This window comes from Enterobacter sp. WCHEn045836 (assembly GCF_003965585.1).
GTDB lineage: Bacteria > Pseudomonadota > Gammaproteobacteria > Enterobacterales > Enterobacteriaceae > Enterobacter > Enterobacter dissolvens.
This window is the reverse complement of record NZ_RXPT01000010.1, coordinates 151791-169871: the sequence shown is the minus strand read 5'-3', so window position 1 is coordinate 169871 and position 18081 is coordinate 151791. Positions and strand designations below refer to the sequence as shown.

General features: G+C 53.6%; 15 protein-coding genes and 1 pseudogene. All 16 read left to right on the top strand.

The genetic code is table 11. From position 1 onward, the window contains the following. Position 1: 1 nt before the first annotated feature. The gene (locus EKN38_RS15180; protein WP_126522357.1) at positions 2 to 430 is read left to right on the top strand and encodes a hypothetical protein; all 429 of its coding nucleotides are present in this window, start codon (positions 2 to 4) and stop codon (positions 428 to 430) included. Positions 431 to 544: 114 nt separating this feature from the next. Then, entirely contained in the window at positions 545 to 946 is a 402-nt protein-coding gene (locus tag EKN38_RS15175; protein ID WP_260480561.1) for a lysozyme inhibitor LprI family protein, read from the top strand. A 62-nt stretch (positions 947 to 1008) separates the two neighbouring features. Beyond that, complete coding sequence (locus EKN38_RS15170) at positions 1009 to 1272, top strand: PAAR domain-containing protein (protein ID WP_126522354.1); 264 nt, start codon at positions 1009 to 1011, stop codon at positions 1270 to 1272. Positions 1273 to 1274: 2 nt separating this feature from the next. Continuing rightward, entirely contained in the window at positions 1275 to 2483 is a 1209-nt protein-coding gene (locus EKN38_RS15165; protein ID WP_126522352.1) for a hypothetical protein, read from the top strand. After that, entirely contained in the window at positions 2476 to 5847 is a 3372-nt protein-coding gene (locus tag EKN38_RS15160) for an ImcF-related family protein (protein WP_126522349.1), read from the top strand. Before EKN38_RS15165 ends, EKN38_RS15160 begins: the two co-directional genes overlap by 8 nt. Positions 5848 to 5849: 2 nt before the next feature. After that, positions 5850 to 6869 (top strand): hypothetical protein, encoded by a 1020-nt coding sequence (locus tag EKN38_RS15155; RefSeq protein ID WP_126522347.1) that lies wholly within the window; start codon positions 5850 to 5852, stop codon positions 6867 to 6869. Further along, complete coding sequence (gene tssA, locus EKN38_RS15150) at positions 6866 to 8473, top strand: type VI secretion system protein TssA (protein WP_126522345.1); 1608 nt, start codon at positions 6866 to 6868, stop codon at positions 8471 to 8473. The genes EKN38_RS15155 and tssA overlap by 4 nt, the downstream gene beginning before the upstream one ends. A gap of 33 nt (positions 8474 to 8506) precedes the next feature. After that, positions 8507 to 10276, top strand: a complete 1770-nt coding sequence (gene tssF / locus EKN38_RS15145) for a type VI secretion system baseplate subunit TssF (RefSeq protein WP_126522343.1) — start codon at positions 8507 to 8509, stop codon at positions 10274 to 10276. Continuing rightward, the gene (tssG, locus tag EKN38_RS15140; RefSeq protein WP_126522341.1) at positions 10240 to 11322 is read left to right on the top strand and encodes a type VI secretion system baseplate subunit TssG; all 1083 of its coding nucleotides are present in this window, start codon (positions 10240 to 10242) and stop codon (positions 11320 to 11322) included. The genes tssF and tssG overlap by 37 nt, the downstream gene beginning before the upstream one ends. A 35-nt stretch (positions 11323 to 11357) precedes the next feature. After that, on the top strand, positions 11358 to 11882 hold the full coding sequence (gene tssJ, locus EKN38_RS15135) for a type VI secretion system lipoprotein TssJ (protein ID WP_126522339.1): 525 nt from the start codon (positions 11358 to 11360) through the stop codon (positions 11880 to 11882). Between the two features lie 4 nt (positions 11883 to 11886). After that, positions 11887 to 14118 (top strand): annotated as a pseudogene (locus tag EKN38_RS26045) (type VI secretion system Vgr family protein); the annotation flags it as partial. A gap of 30 nt (positions 14119 to 14148) precedes the next feature. After that, positions 14149 to 15489: an S-type pyocin domain-containing protein gene (locus tag EKN38_RS26040; protein ID WP_312024363.1), complete on the top strand. Its 1341-nt coding sequence runs from the start codon at positions 14149 to 14151 to the stop codon at positions 15487 to 15489. 3 nt (positions 15490 to 15492) lie between these two features. Beyond that, on the top strand, positions 15493 to 15774 hold the full coding sequence (locus EKN38_RS15125) for a bacteriocin immunity protein (RefSeq protein WP_111465597.1): 282 nt from the start codon (positions 15493 to 15495) through the stop codon (positions 15772 to 15774). Between the two features lie 76 nt (positions 15775 to 15850). Next, a complete protein-coding gene (locus EKN38_RS15120) occupies positions 15851 to 16150 on the top strand; it encodes a bacteriocin immunity protein (protein ID WP_126522335.1) in 300 nt (99 codons plus the stop codon). 7 nt (positions 16151 to 16157) lie between these two features. Next, positions 16158 to 16610 carry a type VI secretion system baseplate subunit TssE gene (gene tssE / locus EKN38_RS15115; protein WP_126522333.1) on the top strand — a complete coding sequence of 151 codons (453 nt, stop codon included), beginning with the start codon at positions 16158 to 16160 and terminating at the stop codon, positions 16608 to 16610. Positions 16611 to 16644: 34 nt separating this feature from the next. Continuing rightward, a complete protein-coding gene (locus tag EKN38_RS15110; protein WP_126522331.1) occupies positions 16645 to 17991 on the top strand; it encodes a VasL domain-containing protein in 1347 nt (448 codons plus the stop codon). Positions 17992 to 18081: the final 90 nt, after the last annotated feature.

Here is an 18081-nt window from a genome sequence, read left to right as displayed (position 1 = left end):
AATGAACATAAAACTCTCTTTGGCTATGTTAATTATAATGGCATCGGCAACATATGCGCAATGTTCTCAAACCAAAGATATTGATATGCTGGTAACGGCAAGTAAGCTGAAAAACTCTGGCTTTGTCGATGGGCAAATAGGTCGCGTTACTACTGACTCAAATGGTGACGGTAAAAAAGATATCATCGAGTATACGTTTCTGAGTTCAACACCACCAGGCACTTGTGATCAATCGGACTGTATGTCTAATCTCGACAACTCTCCTACTTTAACATTCGAAATCACAATGCATGATGGGAAATCAATAGATGCAGCATATATGTGTACATCCATTGGAATATCAAAAAAATCTCACAAAGGGCTAAAGGATATTTTTTGCGGACCTAAATATATCTTGCGATGGAATGGTGAGGAGTATGATACAGAATGAATATTCAAAAGCATTTACATGCCATTGAGTCCAGAATGGGTCTTTTAAATTGTAGAATCAGGCACATATAGGTAAGTTAAATTACCAGTACCTCCACTGGATTGTTCAAATAAAATGAAGATTAAGAACAAAACACTGACTTTACTTCTAATACTCCCTTTTATTTCACATGCTGCACTAAACGACTATTCCAGGATTGAAATTGATTGTCGCAAAATGAATCAAGATATAAATAACTCTGTTGTAATGGGTTGTGCCGACCTAGCGTCAGATGCCGCAAAAAAAGACATGAACATTGTTTACCAGAAAATATACAGAATCATTAAAGCGCGTGGAATACCTGACATTACAAGTAAATTCGAGACGGCGCAAAAAAACTGGATTGCTTCACGTGAAAATAGGTGTGATGTTCAAGGATTTATAATCGGTTCGCCAATGTACAGCGTATGCCGTATGGACATGAATATTTCAAGAGTGAATGAGTTAAATGACTTACTGGAACAGATTCAGGATTAATATTTCTGGAGGCTAGTTACTTTAACCTAATGAAAATTATTAACTCGCAGAGGTCCTTATTAATGCTCCAGATTATCCGCAAAGGCGATAAAACTACCCACGGTGGTTCAGTACTGACCGCCTCAGAAACGATGAAATTCGGCGGTATTGGCGTTGCCCGTAAAGGTGACAAAGTGTCCTGCCCGGTTCCGGGACATGGCCCTACAACCATCGTAGAAGGCAACTCTGATTACCTTGATCATGGTATCCCGGTTGCCTTTCACGGTCACAAATGTGCCTGTGGTTGCACATTGATCAGTTCATTTGCCGCAGCAAAGGTTGCCTGATTATGCCCGTCTGGCTGGATGCCATCCCTGAAAAGGCTCCTAAGGTAGCGCGTCCCGGCACCGGCCGTTGGCTGCTATTCCTCGCGTTTGTCATGCTGGGGGGCATAGCGCTCACGCTATGGTGCTGGACGTCAGAGCGAACCGGATTTGTCTTCTGGTTCACCGCGCTGGGTCTTCCATTTTGCACCTGGGGGCTTATTTTCGGCTTACGCCGGTTTGCCTACAAAGCCGAACAGGTGGGGGCCGAGTCCCGAAATGTCCAGCGAGAAGCGCTTATTGACAGTGAAATTCTGCGCGGTCAACGCTGCGCCTGGATCCTCGGTACTTATATTCAGAGTCCGGCCGGAAACAAAGCCGATGACCTGCTGAAGGCAATGAAAGTCGCAGCTCCTGTTATCGAATTCTCTCGCCCAAGAGGATGTGACAAACCGGTCAGATACGCGGCATTACCAGAATATCAGACTGATTTAACGAAGGCCCTGAATGCAGCGGTTAATAAACTGACCACGCGTGTAGAGGGGATAGTTAAGCCGCTCCCGCCGGAGTTGCCATGCTGGCTGGTGCTGGATTGTGATAACGACCTGTACCCCTTGATTGAAGAGCAGCTTAAAGCCGATCTCTCACTCAAGACGGGCAGGATTTTTCGCCTGATGGCCGGAAAAGGGCTGGGTGCGTTTGATGCCTGGCTGGACAAGCGATGGGACAACCCTGGCATTTTGGTTGCCATCACGCTGTCGTTACCGGCGTCCCCCCGGGAAGATGACGCAGATGCCGTCTCAATGGTGGTATTGAGCAACCGCAAAGCCCATGCCTGGCCGGATGCGCTTCGCCTTCATCGCCCCGAAAGGGGTACAGAAACAACGCTTACAAAGACACTTACCCGGGCGCTGCTCTGGTCGAAGACCCTGCCCAATGAACTCAAAGGAAGCTGGATCTCCGGTCCCACATTGACGTCGGGCAGCGGCTGGAATAATGCCTGCGAAGAGAGTGAAGTGGAATTTAGTCTTTCAGAAGACAATTCCAGTATCGATCCCGTGCTGGGATTTACCGGCCATGCTGCTCCATGGCTGGCCATCACGCTTGCTAATGCTGACGTTGAACAACGAGGGGCGCAGGTTATCGCCGCACAACCCGCCGCTGATAAGGACGACATCTGGGTCGCCGTCATCACCAAAGAAGAAGTTCGCAAGGAATCGCCTAAGAATGTCTAAGGTAAAAGTAAAAACTCTCATCGGCTCGGTTGTGACTGTCGCCTTTTTCCTGACAGCCATCGTGGCATTTTTGTTTTATGCATTTCCGGAAAATGTGGCCTCAGCCACCGGCTTCGGACCGTATGACGGACAGCGCATACTCACATTCTGCGCCATTATGGTTGCCGCGATGTTTTTACTCGGCTGGCTGACAGAGAAGGCTTTCGACTTCGCCGGTAAATCCGGGTTGTATTTCCAGTGGGGCCAGAAAAAGGCTGAGAGTATCACTCCGGTGACGAACACCATTCCCGGTGAAGAAGATGACGATGAACCGGTCTTCAGCGAAGACGCCGTGTCCGAACACCTGCGCTTTCGCTATGGACGCCGATGGCAGCGTAAGGTGCGACTCCTGCTGGTGATGGGCAACCCGGACGACGTCCATAAAACAGCCCCGGGTCTGTGCCATGACCTCTGGCAGGAAGGTGACGGCAACGTACTGATTTATGGCGGTGATGCGCAGTCACTTCCGGATGAGACCTTCCTTTCAAAACTGAAGCGTCTGCGATCTGGCCAGCCGGTTGATGGCATTATTCAGGTGATGAGTACTTCAGCCCTCCCGACGGACAGCGAACGGGATGCTTTCTTGCGTTGCCGCCAGAAAGCCGATCATCAGCTGGGCTGGCAGGCCCCTGTCTGGCTGTGGCTGACTGATAAAGCCAAAGGTGCTCAGCAGGACGCGGACACGGCTGCGACAGGGGTGATATTCGGACCGGAAGGCACTGTAAAAGAGGCGGATAAGGCATTGACTACGCTGTCTCAGCGCCTGCAAAAAGTCGGTATGGCACAGATACTGAATAATCCGGCTCATAACGGCCTGCTCCAGTTATCTTCCCGTCTGCAACACGAACTGAAAGCCAGTCTGACTGTTTTGCTCAGCGGGTTGATGCAGGGATCTGCGGCCTGGCGTTTACGCGGTGTCATGTTCAGCCCTGAACTGGCCATTGCCGGAACGGTACCGAACACGCGCCTCGACACACCGACATGGAAAGCCGTCATTGATGACTGTGATGCCGTCAACGGCAGGAAACTGGGCTTCGACTGGCAGAAGATGCTGAGGTTAATTCTGCTTTCCCTTATTGTCCTGTGGGGGACCGGTACATTGCTGTCCCTGATCGTTAACCGTACCCAGATTTATGAGGCACAGGAAACGGCGAGGCAGGCAGCGGATACCGCAAAACCACTTGCAGAACGCCTGCACAACCAGCTCGTCCTCCAGCAAGCGATTGCCCGTCTGCAACATCGTGAGGCGACCGGTGCTCCGTGGTACACCCGATTTGGTCTTAATCAGGACAGCGATACGCTGGCCGCACTCTGGCCCCTGTATGCGAAAAATAACGCACAGCTGATGAGGGATGCTACAGCAGATAGTCTCAGGCAGCAGCTTAATGCGTTTGTGCAACTTCCTCCTGCCAGTGATGCCCGAACGCAGGGCACACAGCATACCTATGACGTGCTTAAGAGTTATCTGATGCTGGCCCGTCCTGACAAAGCAGACGCAGACTGGCTGGCAAAAAACGTCCTGAAAGCCTTACCGAAACGCCAGAATGTGCCGGATGGCATATGGCAGGACCTGGCACCGAAACTGCTGGGCTTTTATGCGCAGAACCTCCCGGCTCATCCGGAATGGAAAATTAAGCCCGACGCTGAATTAATCAGCACGGTTCGTCAGATCCTGCTCAAGCAGATTGGCCAGCGGAACGCTGAGTCCGGGTTATATCAGGACATGCTTAAGCGCGTGGCCAGCAACTGGCCTGATTTAACGCTTGCCGATATGACCGGCGACACCGATGCCTCAACGGTATTCAGCACTGACGAAGTCGTCCCGGGTATGTTTACGCGTCAGGCCTGGGAAGAGCAGGTTCAGGATGCGATTAACGAGGCCGTCAAGACACGCCGCGATGAAATTGACTGGGTACTGACGGATAAGACGCACCAGACAGGGAGCGATATCTCCCCGGAGGCGCTGAAAGCCCGTCTGACAGAACGCTATTTTACCGATTTTGGTAACGCCTGGCTGAACATGGTCAACAGCATTCAGTGGCAGGAAGCCACGTCACTTTCCGAAGCGATTGCCCAGCTCAGTCTGATCGGCGATGTCCGCCAGTCACCGCTCGTGGCACTGATGAACACGCTAAACTTCCAGGGAAAAACAGGGCAAAAGGGTGAGGCACTGGCTGATTCGATAGTGGACTCAGCGAAAAAGCTGATCGGTCAGAAAAAAAATGCCAGACAGTTTATTGAACAGGCACAGGGCCCTAAAGGTCCGCTCGATGGCGTGTTTGGCCCGCTGATGGGGCTGATGGAAGGTAAAGAGGGCACCGGTGCCAACGGTAACCTCAGTTTCCAGTCCTGGCTGGCTCGCGTAACCCAGGTGCGGCTGAAGCTTCAGCAGGTCACCAGCGCCCCGGATCCGCAGGCTATGTCGCAGATGCTGGCCCAGACCGTGTTCCAGGGCAAAGCCATCGATCTGACCGATACCCGCGATTATGGCAGTCTGGTTGCGGCAAGCCTGGGGCAGGAGTGGAACGGATTTGGCCAGTCGTTGTTTGTGCAACCATTGGATCTGGCCTGGCGGCAGGTTCTTGCCCCTGCTGCGGGTAGCCTCAATGCCCGCTGGCAGACAACCATTGTCGATCAGTGGAATAAGGCCTTTGCGGGACGGTACCCGTTTAAAGCCACCGGCAGCGATGCTTCCCTGCCGCTACTGGCTCAGTTCCTGCGCAGCGACTCGGGTCGAATCACTACCTTCCTGAAAACGAATCTCGGCGGGATCCTTCACCAGGAAGGGAATCGCTGGATCGTTGATCCTTCCGCAAGTCAGGGGATGGTTGTCAGTCCGGATTTTCTCCGGGCGATTAATCAGCTGGCGGAACTGTCAGATATCGTGTTCTCACAGGGCGATGCGGGTGTTCACTTCGAACTGATGGCGCGTCCTTCACGGGATGTTGCCAGAGTGCAGCTTACCCTCGATGAGCAGAACCTGGATTACTTCAATCAGATGGAAAGCTGGCAGAGCTTCACCTGGCCGGGGAATACGTACTATCCTGGCGTGTCACTCAGCTGGCGAAGTGTCAACAGCGGTATGCAGCTCTACGCCAGTAACCAGGGCAACTGGGGTCTCATTCGCCTGCTGGACAAAGCCCTGATCACTCCACTCGATGCCAGCCGTACACAGCTGGTGTGGATCACCGCCGATGGCAATCCTCTGAAGTTCGTCATGCGCAGCGAGCTGGGCGACGGTCCGCTTGCCTTACTGAAGCTACAGGGATTTAGGCTACCAGCGTCCATTTTTAACGTTGCCGCTGGCACCGAAGGCGTTGAGTAAAGATGAACAGGGGCATTCATCCTGCGCTGGCCTTTGCTAAACAGGTAGAGGGCTGGTCTCCGGGCGTATTCAGTCAGGTTGATAAGTGGCGGGAGACCGATTCACTTGCCCCATGGCGGTTTATGTCGTTTCGCCAGTGTAAACACTGGCTTGCGGACTGGCTGAAGCGTAACCCGGCGCCAGAAGAAGGGTTCCTTTGTCCTCAAATTATGAAGCGTTTCCCGCCGCATATTGTTTACATGACGCTTGCAGCCTGGCGAACCGGTAAAACACTGCTTCATTGCGACGAATCTCTCTTCCGGATGCTGGGTGAAACCCGTCAGACCGATGCTCTGTCAGGCGTAATGCTTCGCCGCCTGCCATTCTGGGGATTCTGGTTCGATTTTCCGGCTGACATGGTTTTTGCTGAAGGCCAGGGTGCGCTGATGGGCGCATTTTTCACCCTTGCCGATCATGATAACCAGACGGATGCACTGCTCGCCCTGACGCTCGCTCAGGATCCACTTTCCCGGGAGCACATTCCGATGGGAATGGAGTATCTCGCCTTAACCGATCCTGTCTCCACTGCCATCAATCAGCAGGAGGAGGGGATCCGAGGATTCTGGCACGCCGTGCTGCCAGTGCTGTTCTGGCTTTGCTCGGAGAACAGCGAGTGGGGAAGGCAGGGGAAACCTGTGAGACCCGCGCCCAGACGCGTAGGAAAGCATCAACGCCTCATCCCGCCGGACAAGCCTGTGCAGATTTTTGCAGGTGCCAGGGCCGGTTCCGCGCTCAGGCAGGTACCGCGAGCGCCGGAAGCCAGTACATCAGGGTACAGTCCCTCCACACCCCATCGGCGCCTTCGCCCCCATGTCAGAAAAGCCCACTGGCAAAGCTACTGGAAGGGCAAACCCACTCAGGGGGAGGAGAAAAGTATGCTGTTGAAATGGAAGCCACCACAAATCGTCAATGGCAAGGACGACGATTCACTGGAAGCGGTCGTGAGATTTATGAAAGAGACTAACAAACGGGAAAAAGAATGAGTTCACCGGAAGATCTGTTAACCGCCTGCGCCACCAGCCTGGAAGAAAGGCAGCGCCTCATTTCCCGGGCAAATGATGCCCTGTCACTCTGGGATAACTGGCTGCACCCGTTCACCTCGGGGTCTGAAACCGGGGACGATCCTGCTTACGATGATAATTTTCAGCTTATGCGTGAAGAGATCAATAAGCTTTCGGGTACAGATTCAACGCTGTTGTGCGAGCTGGCCCAGAAATGTCTTTGCGAATGTGCCAAAGACGTACGTGTTGTGACCTGGTACGTGCAGGCCCGACTCTGTCGCGACGGTGAAAAAGGGTTGTCCGAAGGCTTACTGCTTCTTGCTGCGATGCTGACCCGCTACGGGCAGGCCTGCCATCCCCGGCGCCCCACAGCCCGGAAAGCTGCGCTGGAGTGGCTGAACAGTGCAAAAGTGATTGATGCATTGCTGTTATGGCCCGAGGTGGACAGCAATGACGCCGGTCTGACGGCGGGAGCCATAAGCCTGCTTGAATCCACAGTGGCAGACTGGCCGGAAGCCGAGAAACCGTCTTTTGCAGGGATTTGTACCGCGCTTGAAAACCGCCTGGCACGTTCGGGTGGTATGGAAGTGCTGGTCCCCCAGAACAGCAGTACTCAGGAACACGGGCGTGAAGCCGCCCACTCGGATTCACCACAACTGTCAGCGGTGAAATCGGGACGCGATTTACTCGACCAGGCAAAGTTACTTTCCCGCTGGCTGAGCGAGCAGCCGCAGGGCTGGCTTGCCTCTCACCGGCTGATAAAGACCGTGCGATGGGATACGGTCAACCAGATCCCTCCGCTGGATAGTAGCGGGCGCACCCGTCTGGTACCGCCGAAGGCCGAGTACCGGGCTCAACTCAAGCGGCTCTACCTTCAGAAAAACTGGACTGAACTGGTTGAGCAGGCCAGCCAGATGTTTTGCGAGGGAGTGAATCATTTCTGGCTCGATCTCCAGTGGTATCTCTGGCAGGGGCTCAGCCATGCCGGTCACCCGTGGGATGCCTGGACAAACTCTGTCCTTCTCGATCTGCGGCTTCTTCTTCAGCGCCTTCCTGGCCTTGAAGGGCTGGCATGGAATGACGGAACGCCCTTCGCTGATGAAGTCACCACCGCCTGGATCGCTGAAAAAGTGAATGAGGAAGGTCTGCTTTACGGTGATGAACCCGCCACCGTTGTTAATAGCCAGTCCGACGATGTATTGCTTCTTGAATCCGAAGCTATGGAAAAAGGTGACGCGGAAGGACCCGAGGCGGCGCTTGCGTGGCTCCAGTCCCGACCGGGGATGGACACACCACGCCATCGCTGGCTGATACGCCTGCTGATGGCCCGGGTGGCAGAGCAGTATGGTCGAAACGATATGGCGCTTCACCTGCTTGGCGAACTGACCACCAGCGCACCAAAGCTGACGCTGGAAGACTGGGAACCCGCACTGTTGTTTGAAGTCCAGGCTCGTCGCCTGAAACTGCTGCGCCTGAAAGCCGGTCGCAGCGAATCCGATAAAGCCCGTCTGATGCCTGAGATGGATACGCTACTGGCGGGTCTGATCGCCATCGATCCTGCCCGTGCCATGGTGCTCTGTGGCTAAAGTTTTTTTTAATCATTTTCAGGAATGCCGTGCATGGATGATTTAACCCTTCGCTACTACGAAGCTGAGATGCGTTACCTGCGTGAGGCGGGTAAAGAGTTTGCCCGTGCCCATCCGGATCGGGCAGCTATGCTTAATCTGGATAAACCCGGCGCCCGCGATCCCTATGTAGAACGTCTGTTTGAAGGCTTCGCCTTCCTGATGGGCCGTTTGCGTGAAAAGCTGGATGATGACCTGCCGGAACTGACCGAAGGGCTGGTGAGTCTGCTGTGGCCGCACTATATGCGGACCATCCCGTCGCTGGCCATCGTCGAATTCTCGCCAGACTGGCGTGGCCTGCGTCAGGCCGAAATGCTGGCTGAAGGCTTCTCCGTGCTTTCACGCCCTGTGGGGCCGCATAAAACCGCCTGTCAGTACCGGACGACCCGCGATGTGCCGCTACAACCGCTGCACCTTGCTGACGCCCGCCTGCATACAGAAACCGATGGCCGCTCTGCTATCCGTCTGCGCTTCGAATGCCCTGAAAAAGTGGACTGGAGTAAAGCCGGGATCGACAAGGTCACCATATTCCTTAACGCTGAGAGTCCTGTTAGCTCTGCGCTGCATCTGGCAATGACCCGTCGCGTCCACGCCATGTATGCCCGCCATGCAGGGACATACATCGAACGCCATCAGTTTGATGGCTGGTGCAAACCCATGGGCTTTGATGACAATGACGGCCTGTGGAAGAAAGCAGATACAGCCTTCAGCGGTTACCAGCTGCTGCTGGAATATTTCAGCTTCCGTCCGAAATTTATGTTTGTTGAGCTGCGCGGTCTCGATACCATCGGACTAAATGAAGCCAGCTCCTGGTTTGAAATCGACATCGTGCTCAGTGAAGCCTGGTCATCCGATCTGCCTTTTGAAACGGAAAACTTCCGGCTGCACTGTGCGCCGGTCATCAACCTCTTCACCCTGGAAGCCGACCCGCTAACGCTTAATCCGCTGGATAACGAATACCTTCTCAGGCCGCTGCGTCTTCAGGATGGCCACACCGAGATTTACAGCGTCGATAACATCCATGGCGCGGTGAAGAATGGCAAACACCCCTATGTACCTTTCACCAGCTTCCGGCACCGGGGCGGTATGATGCGTCACGATGCCCCTGAACGTTATTATCACACCCGCGTGAAACGCGGCCCCTCTGGCCTGTATGACACCTGGTTGATCCTCGGCGGTCGCTCGTTCGAACTGGAGCAGCTGTCAGAGAAACCAGAGTCGCTCTCGATGCGGATCACCGGAACCAATGGTCAGCTTCCGCGTAAGGCACTGGAAAGTACCCTGCTGGACAGGGTGGTCAAAACCGGCAAAGTACCCGTCAGAGTATTAAACGTCACAGCACCGACAATGCCGCTGTATCCCCCTGCAAATGATCGTTTTCACTGGCGAGTGATGAGCCACCTCGGCTCAAACTTCCTCAGCATGATGGACAATCCGGAGGTTCTGCGGGGAACGCTGGCGCTCTATGACTGGACTGACGATGAGATGAACCGCCGTCGGCTTGAAGCAATCGTCGCGGTGAAGCACACACTGATCCGCCGTTTTGAGAAGGGCTTTATGCTCCGGGGCGTGGATATAGAGGTCACGCTAAATATGGATAATTTTGCAGGTGAGGGCGATGTGAATCTCTTCGGCGAGATGCTGCATCGGTTCTTTGCGCTCTACGCGGATATTCACCTCTTTAATCAGCTCACGCTGGTGCTGCAACCAACAGGAAAACGACTGAGATGGCGAGAGAATCACAGCCAGCACGTACCGGGCTGACATTAGTCCTGAGCAAAGATATCTGGCGGGCCAATTTTTATCGTTTCTGCCAGCTGCTGGAGCAGGAAAATCCGGACGCGCCGAAACTGGGCACCACCAGCCATCCGGCCAACGATCCGGTACGATTCAGGCCCTGGCCTGGTATGGGATTCCCGGTCAGTACCCTGAAAGCGGTGGAGACCGACGAAGACAACCCGACATTGCCCCCAACGGTCCGTACGACATTTTTGGGAATGTATGGCGTGGACTCCCCTCTGCCAACGTCCTATCTGGACGACATTGCGCAGCGCCGCGAAGGGCACGAGGCGGTCACCTCGTTTCTGGATATTTTCAGCCACCGCATCACCACCCAGTATTACCGGATCTGGCGAAAATACGCCTATCCGGCCACCTTCGAGGCAGGTGGCCGCGATGACACATCTCAGTGTCTGCTGGGGCTGGTGGGACTCGGTATACCGGGAACGGCTGAGCAGGTGGCGACGCCGGTTTCCCGCTTTCTGGCCCTGCTGGGCACCATGCGATTACCCACCCGCAATGCAGAAGGCATCCGGGCCCTGGTGAGCCTGCTGGCACCGAATACCCGGGCAATTATCACCGAACCGGATCCGGTGAAGGTCCATATCGATAACCGTAGCGGGCTGGGTGCAGGGAACCGCATCCGTCTTTCTCAGCGGGCGACGCTGGGTAAAAACGCAAAAGAAGCATGCAGCCGGGTACTGTTGACCCTGGAAACGGAAGATCCGGTCGAGGCGGAAGGCTGGTTGCCTGGTGGTTTGCTCCATACCGATTTGCTGGTTCTTTTACGCGTTTATCTCGGCTACCGCAGTGACGCCCGACTGCGTCTCACCGTACCCGTACGATTGCTGCCTGAGCCTCGCCTTGGCAAAGGCAGACGCATCCAGCTGGGCCGTACCGGTTTGCTTGGCCTGAAAGCGGGCAAGCTCAGCAATAACCGGGAGAGTCTCACCGTCAGTCTGGGCTGCTATGAAGGGCTGCAATGTTCTGCGTTACCGTCCGCTGAAGACGGACACTACCGCTTCGAATAATCACGTACTCCCACTCTCAATAAAGGAACTTTTGAATGGCAACAGTAACCCGCTGGTGGGCGCTGACGCTTATTGCCTGTAGCCTGCTCGCTGGCTGCGGTCTGACTCAGACCGTTACGGACGGTACGGTCAGCATCACGAAATCCATCTTCTACAAGAAAATCAAAATGCTGCATCTGGATTTTACCCCGCGTACGGCCATTAACGCTGATGGGGCACAGACACCGCTGGCGGCAATGGTGAGAGTCTATCAGCTCAGGGATCGTAAAGCGGTTGATGCCGCCGATTACCAGACGCTGCTTCGTAATGCCGATACGGTCCTTAAAGACGACGTACTGGCGTCAAAATCGCTGCTGGTGATGCCCAAAGGCAGCGTGACGCTCAATATGCCCATGGATGAAGATGCTCAATTCGTGGCTGTGGTGGGACTGTTTAACCGCCCGGATCAGAAGGACAACCGCTGGCGCCTGGTTCTGACCCGTGACGATCTCGACCCGGACAAACCGCGCACGATTGAACTGGGTGATGGCTGGCTCAGCCTCGTGCCGCTGAAGGAGTGACGTGATGGATAACTGGTTAGCGCTTTTTGACGGACAGACCCGATATTTTCTGGATATCAATGACAGTTCAGTGAAGCCGGATGTTCTGCGCTTTTACGGAAGGGAAGCACTGAGCGAACCATTCCGCTGGGACATCGAGTTCACGACGCTTCAGGCGAACATTCCCCCGGAAGCGGTGCTGATGAAGTATGCCTCTTTCCGGATGCGGAGCGGCAAAAGTGTTCACGGCATGGTGACTCGCCTGGAATGGCTTTCCACCTCCAGGGACCAGTCTCACTACCGGCTAACGCTCAGTTCGCGCCTGGCGCTCCTGGGTTACACCCGACAGTGCGCGGTATATCAGAACCAGTCCGTTCCGGAAGTGGTGGAGCAGGTGCTGCGCAAGCACGGGCTGGAGGGACCTGATTTTGACTTCCGCCTGGAGCGCATCTACCCGCCGCGTGAAATTATCACCCAGTGGCGGGAAACGGACCTTGAGTTTATCCGGCGCATTCTGTCTGAAGTGGGGATTTACTGGCGCACGGAGATGGATGACGTGCGCGGTCTGGATACGTACATTTTTGCCGACAGCCAGCTGAACTACCAGTTTGACGTGCGCCTGCCGTACCGCGAACCATCAGGCCTGTTTGACGGTGCGGCAGAATCGGTCTGGGATGTGCGGACCTGGCACAACATAGCCACCGGCACTGTCGTCACGCGGGATTACAACTATCGGACCGCCACCACGCCGATGGATGCGGCGGTGAGTGTGCGCAGTGATGCGGTCACCACCGGGGAGCATTACCGCTACCCGGTACCTTATCGTGAAGCGGGCGATGACGCCAGCCCGGAGCCGGAAACCGAATCTGGCGCGTTCTACGCCCGACTTCACCACGAGCGAGAGCTCAACAGGTCGGCCCGCATTCACCTGTTCAGCAATGCTGCACACCTCACTCCCGGGCAGGTGCTGGAGCCGCAGGGGGATATCATTACGGCCCTACAAGAAGGCGTGATCCTCACGCTGGTGACCTTCCGTGGCGCCCGTGATTCCCGTCTGCAGGTGTCGGTCTGGGGCCTGCCTTACACGGAACGTTACTGCTTCCGTCCGGTAGAGATCCCTCGCCCGGTCATCCCGGGTACGCTTCCGGCCCGGATCGAAAGTCGCGAAAAAAGTGATACATACGCCCACCTCGACGAGCAGGGGCGATACCGGGTGAAGCTGGACTTCGACCGGGAGGGGACTGAACCCGGTTACGGTTACCTGTGGCTGCGGATGGCGAAGCCTTATGCTGGTGAAACGCTGGGCTGGCATACGCCGCTCATCGATGGCACCGAAGTGGCGATTGCGTACAGCAATGGTGATATTGACCTCCCGTACATCGCGTATGCGCTGCACGACTCGGATCACCCGGACCACGTCACCCGCGACAACCATACCCGTAACGTGTTACGCACACCAGCCAACAACAAGCTGCGGATGGAGGATAAGCGCGGTGAGGAGCACATCAAACTCGCCACGGAATACGGCAAGACGCAGCTCAACAGCGGGCACATGGTGGACAGCAAGGGGCAGCTTCGCGGTAAAGGCACAGAGCTGCGCACCGATGAGTGGGGAACGCTGAGAGCCGGGAAGGGACTCTTTATTGCTGCGGATGCGCAGGCGAAAGCGCAGGGTGATGCGCTGGACATGGATGCCGCGCTGAAGGAAATCGACAGGCTTAATCAGCAACTGCAACAGCTGGAAATGGCCGCAGAAAAAGCGCAGGCGCTGAAGGGGGATGTCGACAGCCAAATACAGATGTTTGAGCAGCGGCTGAAACTGCTCAATGAAGCGGTGCTTTTCTCGGCGCCGGAAGGCATGGCCATGACCAGTGGAGAAGATATGCAGCTGGCCGCTGGCCGTAATCTTGCGCTTAACGCCGGAGAAGACTTCAGTGTTGGCGTGATGGGCAATGCGACCGCTTTGACCGGGGAGAAGCTGGGGCTCTTTGCCCGCACCGGTCAGCTGAGCCTGAAGTCCGGAGAAGGGCCAATCGATGTCCAGGCGCAAAACGCTAACATGCGGTTATTTGCTGAGAAGAAGCTGACGCTGAGCTCAGCGAGTGACATCTCCTTTGCCGGAAAAAAACGTATCACCCTAATTGGTGGTGGCAGTTACCTGAAGCTTGAGGCCGGGAAGGTCGAATACGGCACGACAGTGTCGTATTTGCGCAAAGTGAAGCGGACGATGGCTGCATCGGCCAGTGCTAAACCTCCGGAGGCCGTATCCTTGCCGCCTCCGGCGACCATGCGAGAATTCAATCCCGAAACGCTCACCCCGTGGGTGACGCCGGTGTATGCAAAATCCTGCCTGAAGGAGAAAGGCTGCACGGATGCCGGTACTGCCGAAGAGCCCGTTGATAACTTTGGACAGATGACAATTTTTGCCCAGCCTGTCGAGGACGACTGCTGCGGTTACGGCCATCAGCATGAGCATGAGCATGAGCATGCTGATGATGAAGTCGTTCAGCATGCCCAGTCAGCCAAAAAACGTAAGCCTGACGCCGGGGGCGCAAATGCTCATGCTCAGGCAACAGCTGCACCGCTTGCTCTTGGGGCTGCTACGGGCGTGATGACCCAGGTCTGGGGGGAATGGTCCCTGACCGGCGTATTGGGCGCGGCCCGGGGAATTCCGTATGTCGGAGCGATGATGTCCGCGCTTTACGTTCCATCTGCGGGTGAGGGGAGTGACAGGGTCCCTGGCCGGGATGAATTCTGGTACGAGGAAGAGCTGCGGCAGAAAGCCATCACCGGGGCAAAAGCGACAACCCGGGTGAGATTCTTCTGGCGCCAGGATGAGCAGGGCAACATGCGGGTCTATGGCGTCCATACGGGTGAAGGTACCCCGTATGAAGGTGTTCGTACGGCAAACATGGTGTGGAATAGTGAACATAATCAATATGAGTTCACTCCAGCTCACGGTGCCGATGGTCCGCTGATTACCTGGACGCCTGAGAGACCAGAAGGCAGTGACCTTCCCCCACATACCGGCAGCGACATCAAGCCAATAGACCAGGCTACAATAATCGTCACGCCAATTCCTGACGGCAAAGATGAATACACGACCCCACCAATCCCGGTGCCGGATGAACGAGACCTTAACGATTATATTCTGGTGTTCCCTGCGGACTCTGGGATTAAGCCGATTTATGTTTATCTGAAGGATGATGCTCGCAATTTACCAGGAACGGCGACAGGAAAAGGCGTAGAGTTACCCCAAGGTCAACGATGGTTGGACATGAGCGTGACCAACTCAGGCGACGGAGCTCCAATACCAGCGCACATCGCTGACAAATTAAGAGGTAAAAACTATAGGAAATTTGATGATCTAAGAGGCGATATTTGGAGCGAAATCAGCAAGGATCCGGACTTGTTGTCTCAGTTTTCTCCAGTAAATCAGGATATCATCTCAGAGAGCGGGTCCCCGTTATCACCGAAAGCCGGATGGTATGAGGGACCAAAAGAAGTTGTGAAAAAATTCCAAATACACCATGTTAAACCAATAAAAGATGGTGGTGCTGTTTATGATATTGACAATTTGCGAGTTGTGACACCACGACTTCACGATGAAATTCATTATAGAAGGTGATTTATGGAACTTAAAGACTCATTTTCAGAATATACACAACAAGAATTTTTGCTTTTTTTGAATGAATTTTTTAAGGATTCACGGAAAGTGAATTTAAAGGGAGAAGCCCTTAGTGATTATTTGACAAAATTATCGAATCACTTTGACAAAATAACGGAGCATCCTGAAAAGAGCGATTTAATATTTTACCCCGAGGATAATTCAAAATGTACTCCGGAAGGATTGCTTGAGACAGTTTTGAACTGGCGAAAATCCCAAGGCCTCCCACTGTTCAAAGATAGTTAAACTGGACCAGTTTATCCCTAGGTAACTCCAAGAGAGAATGACACTTTACAAAATCTATAATCACAGACAGAAAAATATGTTTGAATTTAAGCGTGCGTTTAATGATTACACTGAAAATGAATTTCTCGAATTCTTACATGAATTTAGAAGAGCAACAAAGAAAGATAAATCTCTAAAAGGGAAAAAATTAGATTCTTACTTGGATAAACTAATGGACCACTTTATAAGTGTCACCGAGCATCCTAAACAAGGAGACCTAATAGCCTACCCTGATTCACCAGAAGAAGGGAAACCAAAGAATATTATCAAAATTGTGAAGGAGTGGAGAAAATCTCAAGGCCTCCCGCTTTTTAAAGACTCTGAAGCTGACTCTTGAGGTCTAAATGCCAAATAGAAAATCCCCATCTTTATATGAAATTCTTACTGGCAACTTTACAGGGGATCTTCCCCTTGAAGTTGTAAACGAAGAAGACCAGGTCATTTTATCCGTACTGGATAACATCCAGCGTATTTTGAACGCCCGGGCCGGGACCATATCCCATCTACCAGATTATGGTTTGCCCGATATGACCAAAATTCTGCAAGGCATGCCCGGGACCGCCCACGAGCTGATCGATACGCTGGCCGGTGTTCTGCTCAAGTATGAACCCCGTTTGCAGTCCCTTAATGTCACTTTACTCGAACAGCATGTGCCCGGGGAGTTGCGCTACGCCATCGATGCGGAACTAAGAGGTATCGGACTTGTACGGTATGGCACCGAGTTTATGCCTGAAGGGAAAGTGCTGATCAGGCATTTGAAACAGCAGCAACATCTGGAAAACCATCAATTTATCTAATCCACTCATACCCTCATTCGATACGGATTTCACAATGTCCCACACAACCGAACGCCACCTTAAGACCGGAAACGATCCACGCACAATGCCTGATTATTCAGCGCTACGTGATGAGCTTGGCAAACTCTCCCATCCTGCCCGTCCGGATGTGAACTGGATGAATGTTGAAAAACTGGCATTAAACCTTTTCGATACCAATGGTGTCGAGCTTCAGACGGCGGCGTGGTATACCCTGGCAAGGGCACAACAGGCGGGTATACAGGGTTTCAATGAAGGTATGGCGATTCTGGATGCCCTGATACGCTATCAATGGTCCGCAATGTGGCCCGCTTCTGCGCATGCCAGAATAGAAATACTCAGCAGCCTGAGTAAACGTCTTCAGCAGCTGTTCCGGACCCTATCACTCCAGAGGTCAGATTTACCTGGCCTGAATCAGAGCATAAGGCTTTTGAGCTCAACAGGTGAAGCTTTGCAACGGCTCGAACTCCACAATGCAAGCGGATTTCAGCCGCTTCGTCAGATGCTGCAAAACACAACCATCAGGCTGGAGAATAGCGATGTCCCCTCAAGCCAGACAGAGAGCAATCTAACAGATGTAGCACTACCTGTTAGGGCTGAAAGGCAGAATAGTCAGCGCTGGGTATATGTGGTGAATTCTGAACCAGCAGTTGAAGTTGAAGTAATCAGAAAATCAGCCTCCAGGGTCACTCCATTAGTGGCTTATTTTGGCGGTATTTTAACCGCTGCCGTACTGGGCATAGCCGCCTATATTTTTACACCTATAGTATTCAGCCACCCCGGAGAAGATGCGTTGAACAACTCTCTCGCAGCTTTACCGACCAGCATGCCTCTTCCGGCTGTCGATCAGCTACGCCAGGACGCCCCGGCGTGGCTTGAATCCAGTGATACCTACGAAAAACAATTAACTTCCCGTCTGCACGAACTGAGCACTCTTCCACCGTATTGGCCATTGCAATACGGTAATCAGTTGGTAGAACAAACTCGCCATCTTTACCCTAACGCCAAATTTTCAGAGGAGCTGTCGGCGGACTGGCGGTCAAAGCTGCGAGCCAACAGTTTGCCCAATGCCGCCATCTCAGGTTGGTACAGGGGAGTATCCGAGCTTCAGGCGCTTCAGGACAGACTTAATCAACTCGACGAGAAGAAGGGCAAATACCTGACCGTTAGTGAGCTTAAAACGGCTGTGTTCTCAATATCAAAGTCCTTAAACGAAAGCGTGCCAGTTGAAGAATTAATCCGGCAACTGCAAAATTCCCCGCAAGATCAACCGCTGTCCCGAGACCTGCTCAACCGGGCAGATCTACAGCTCAGGCAACTGAATAACTCCTATATCATGGCCACGTCAAACAACCAAAAATAGATTTTGAGTTTAGACATACCAGGTAATGATGAAGACACGCCGGTTTGGCTTCATACACCTCACCTCTAACTACTTCGAAACTCGAAACTT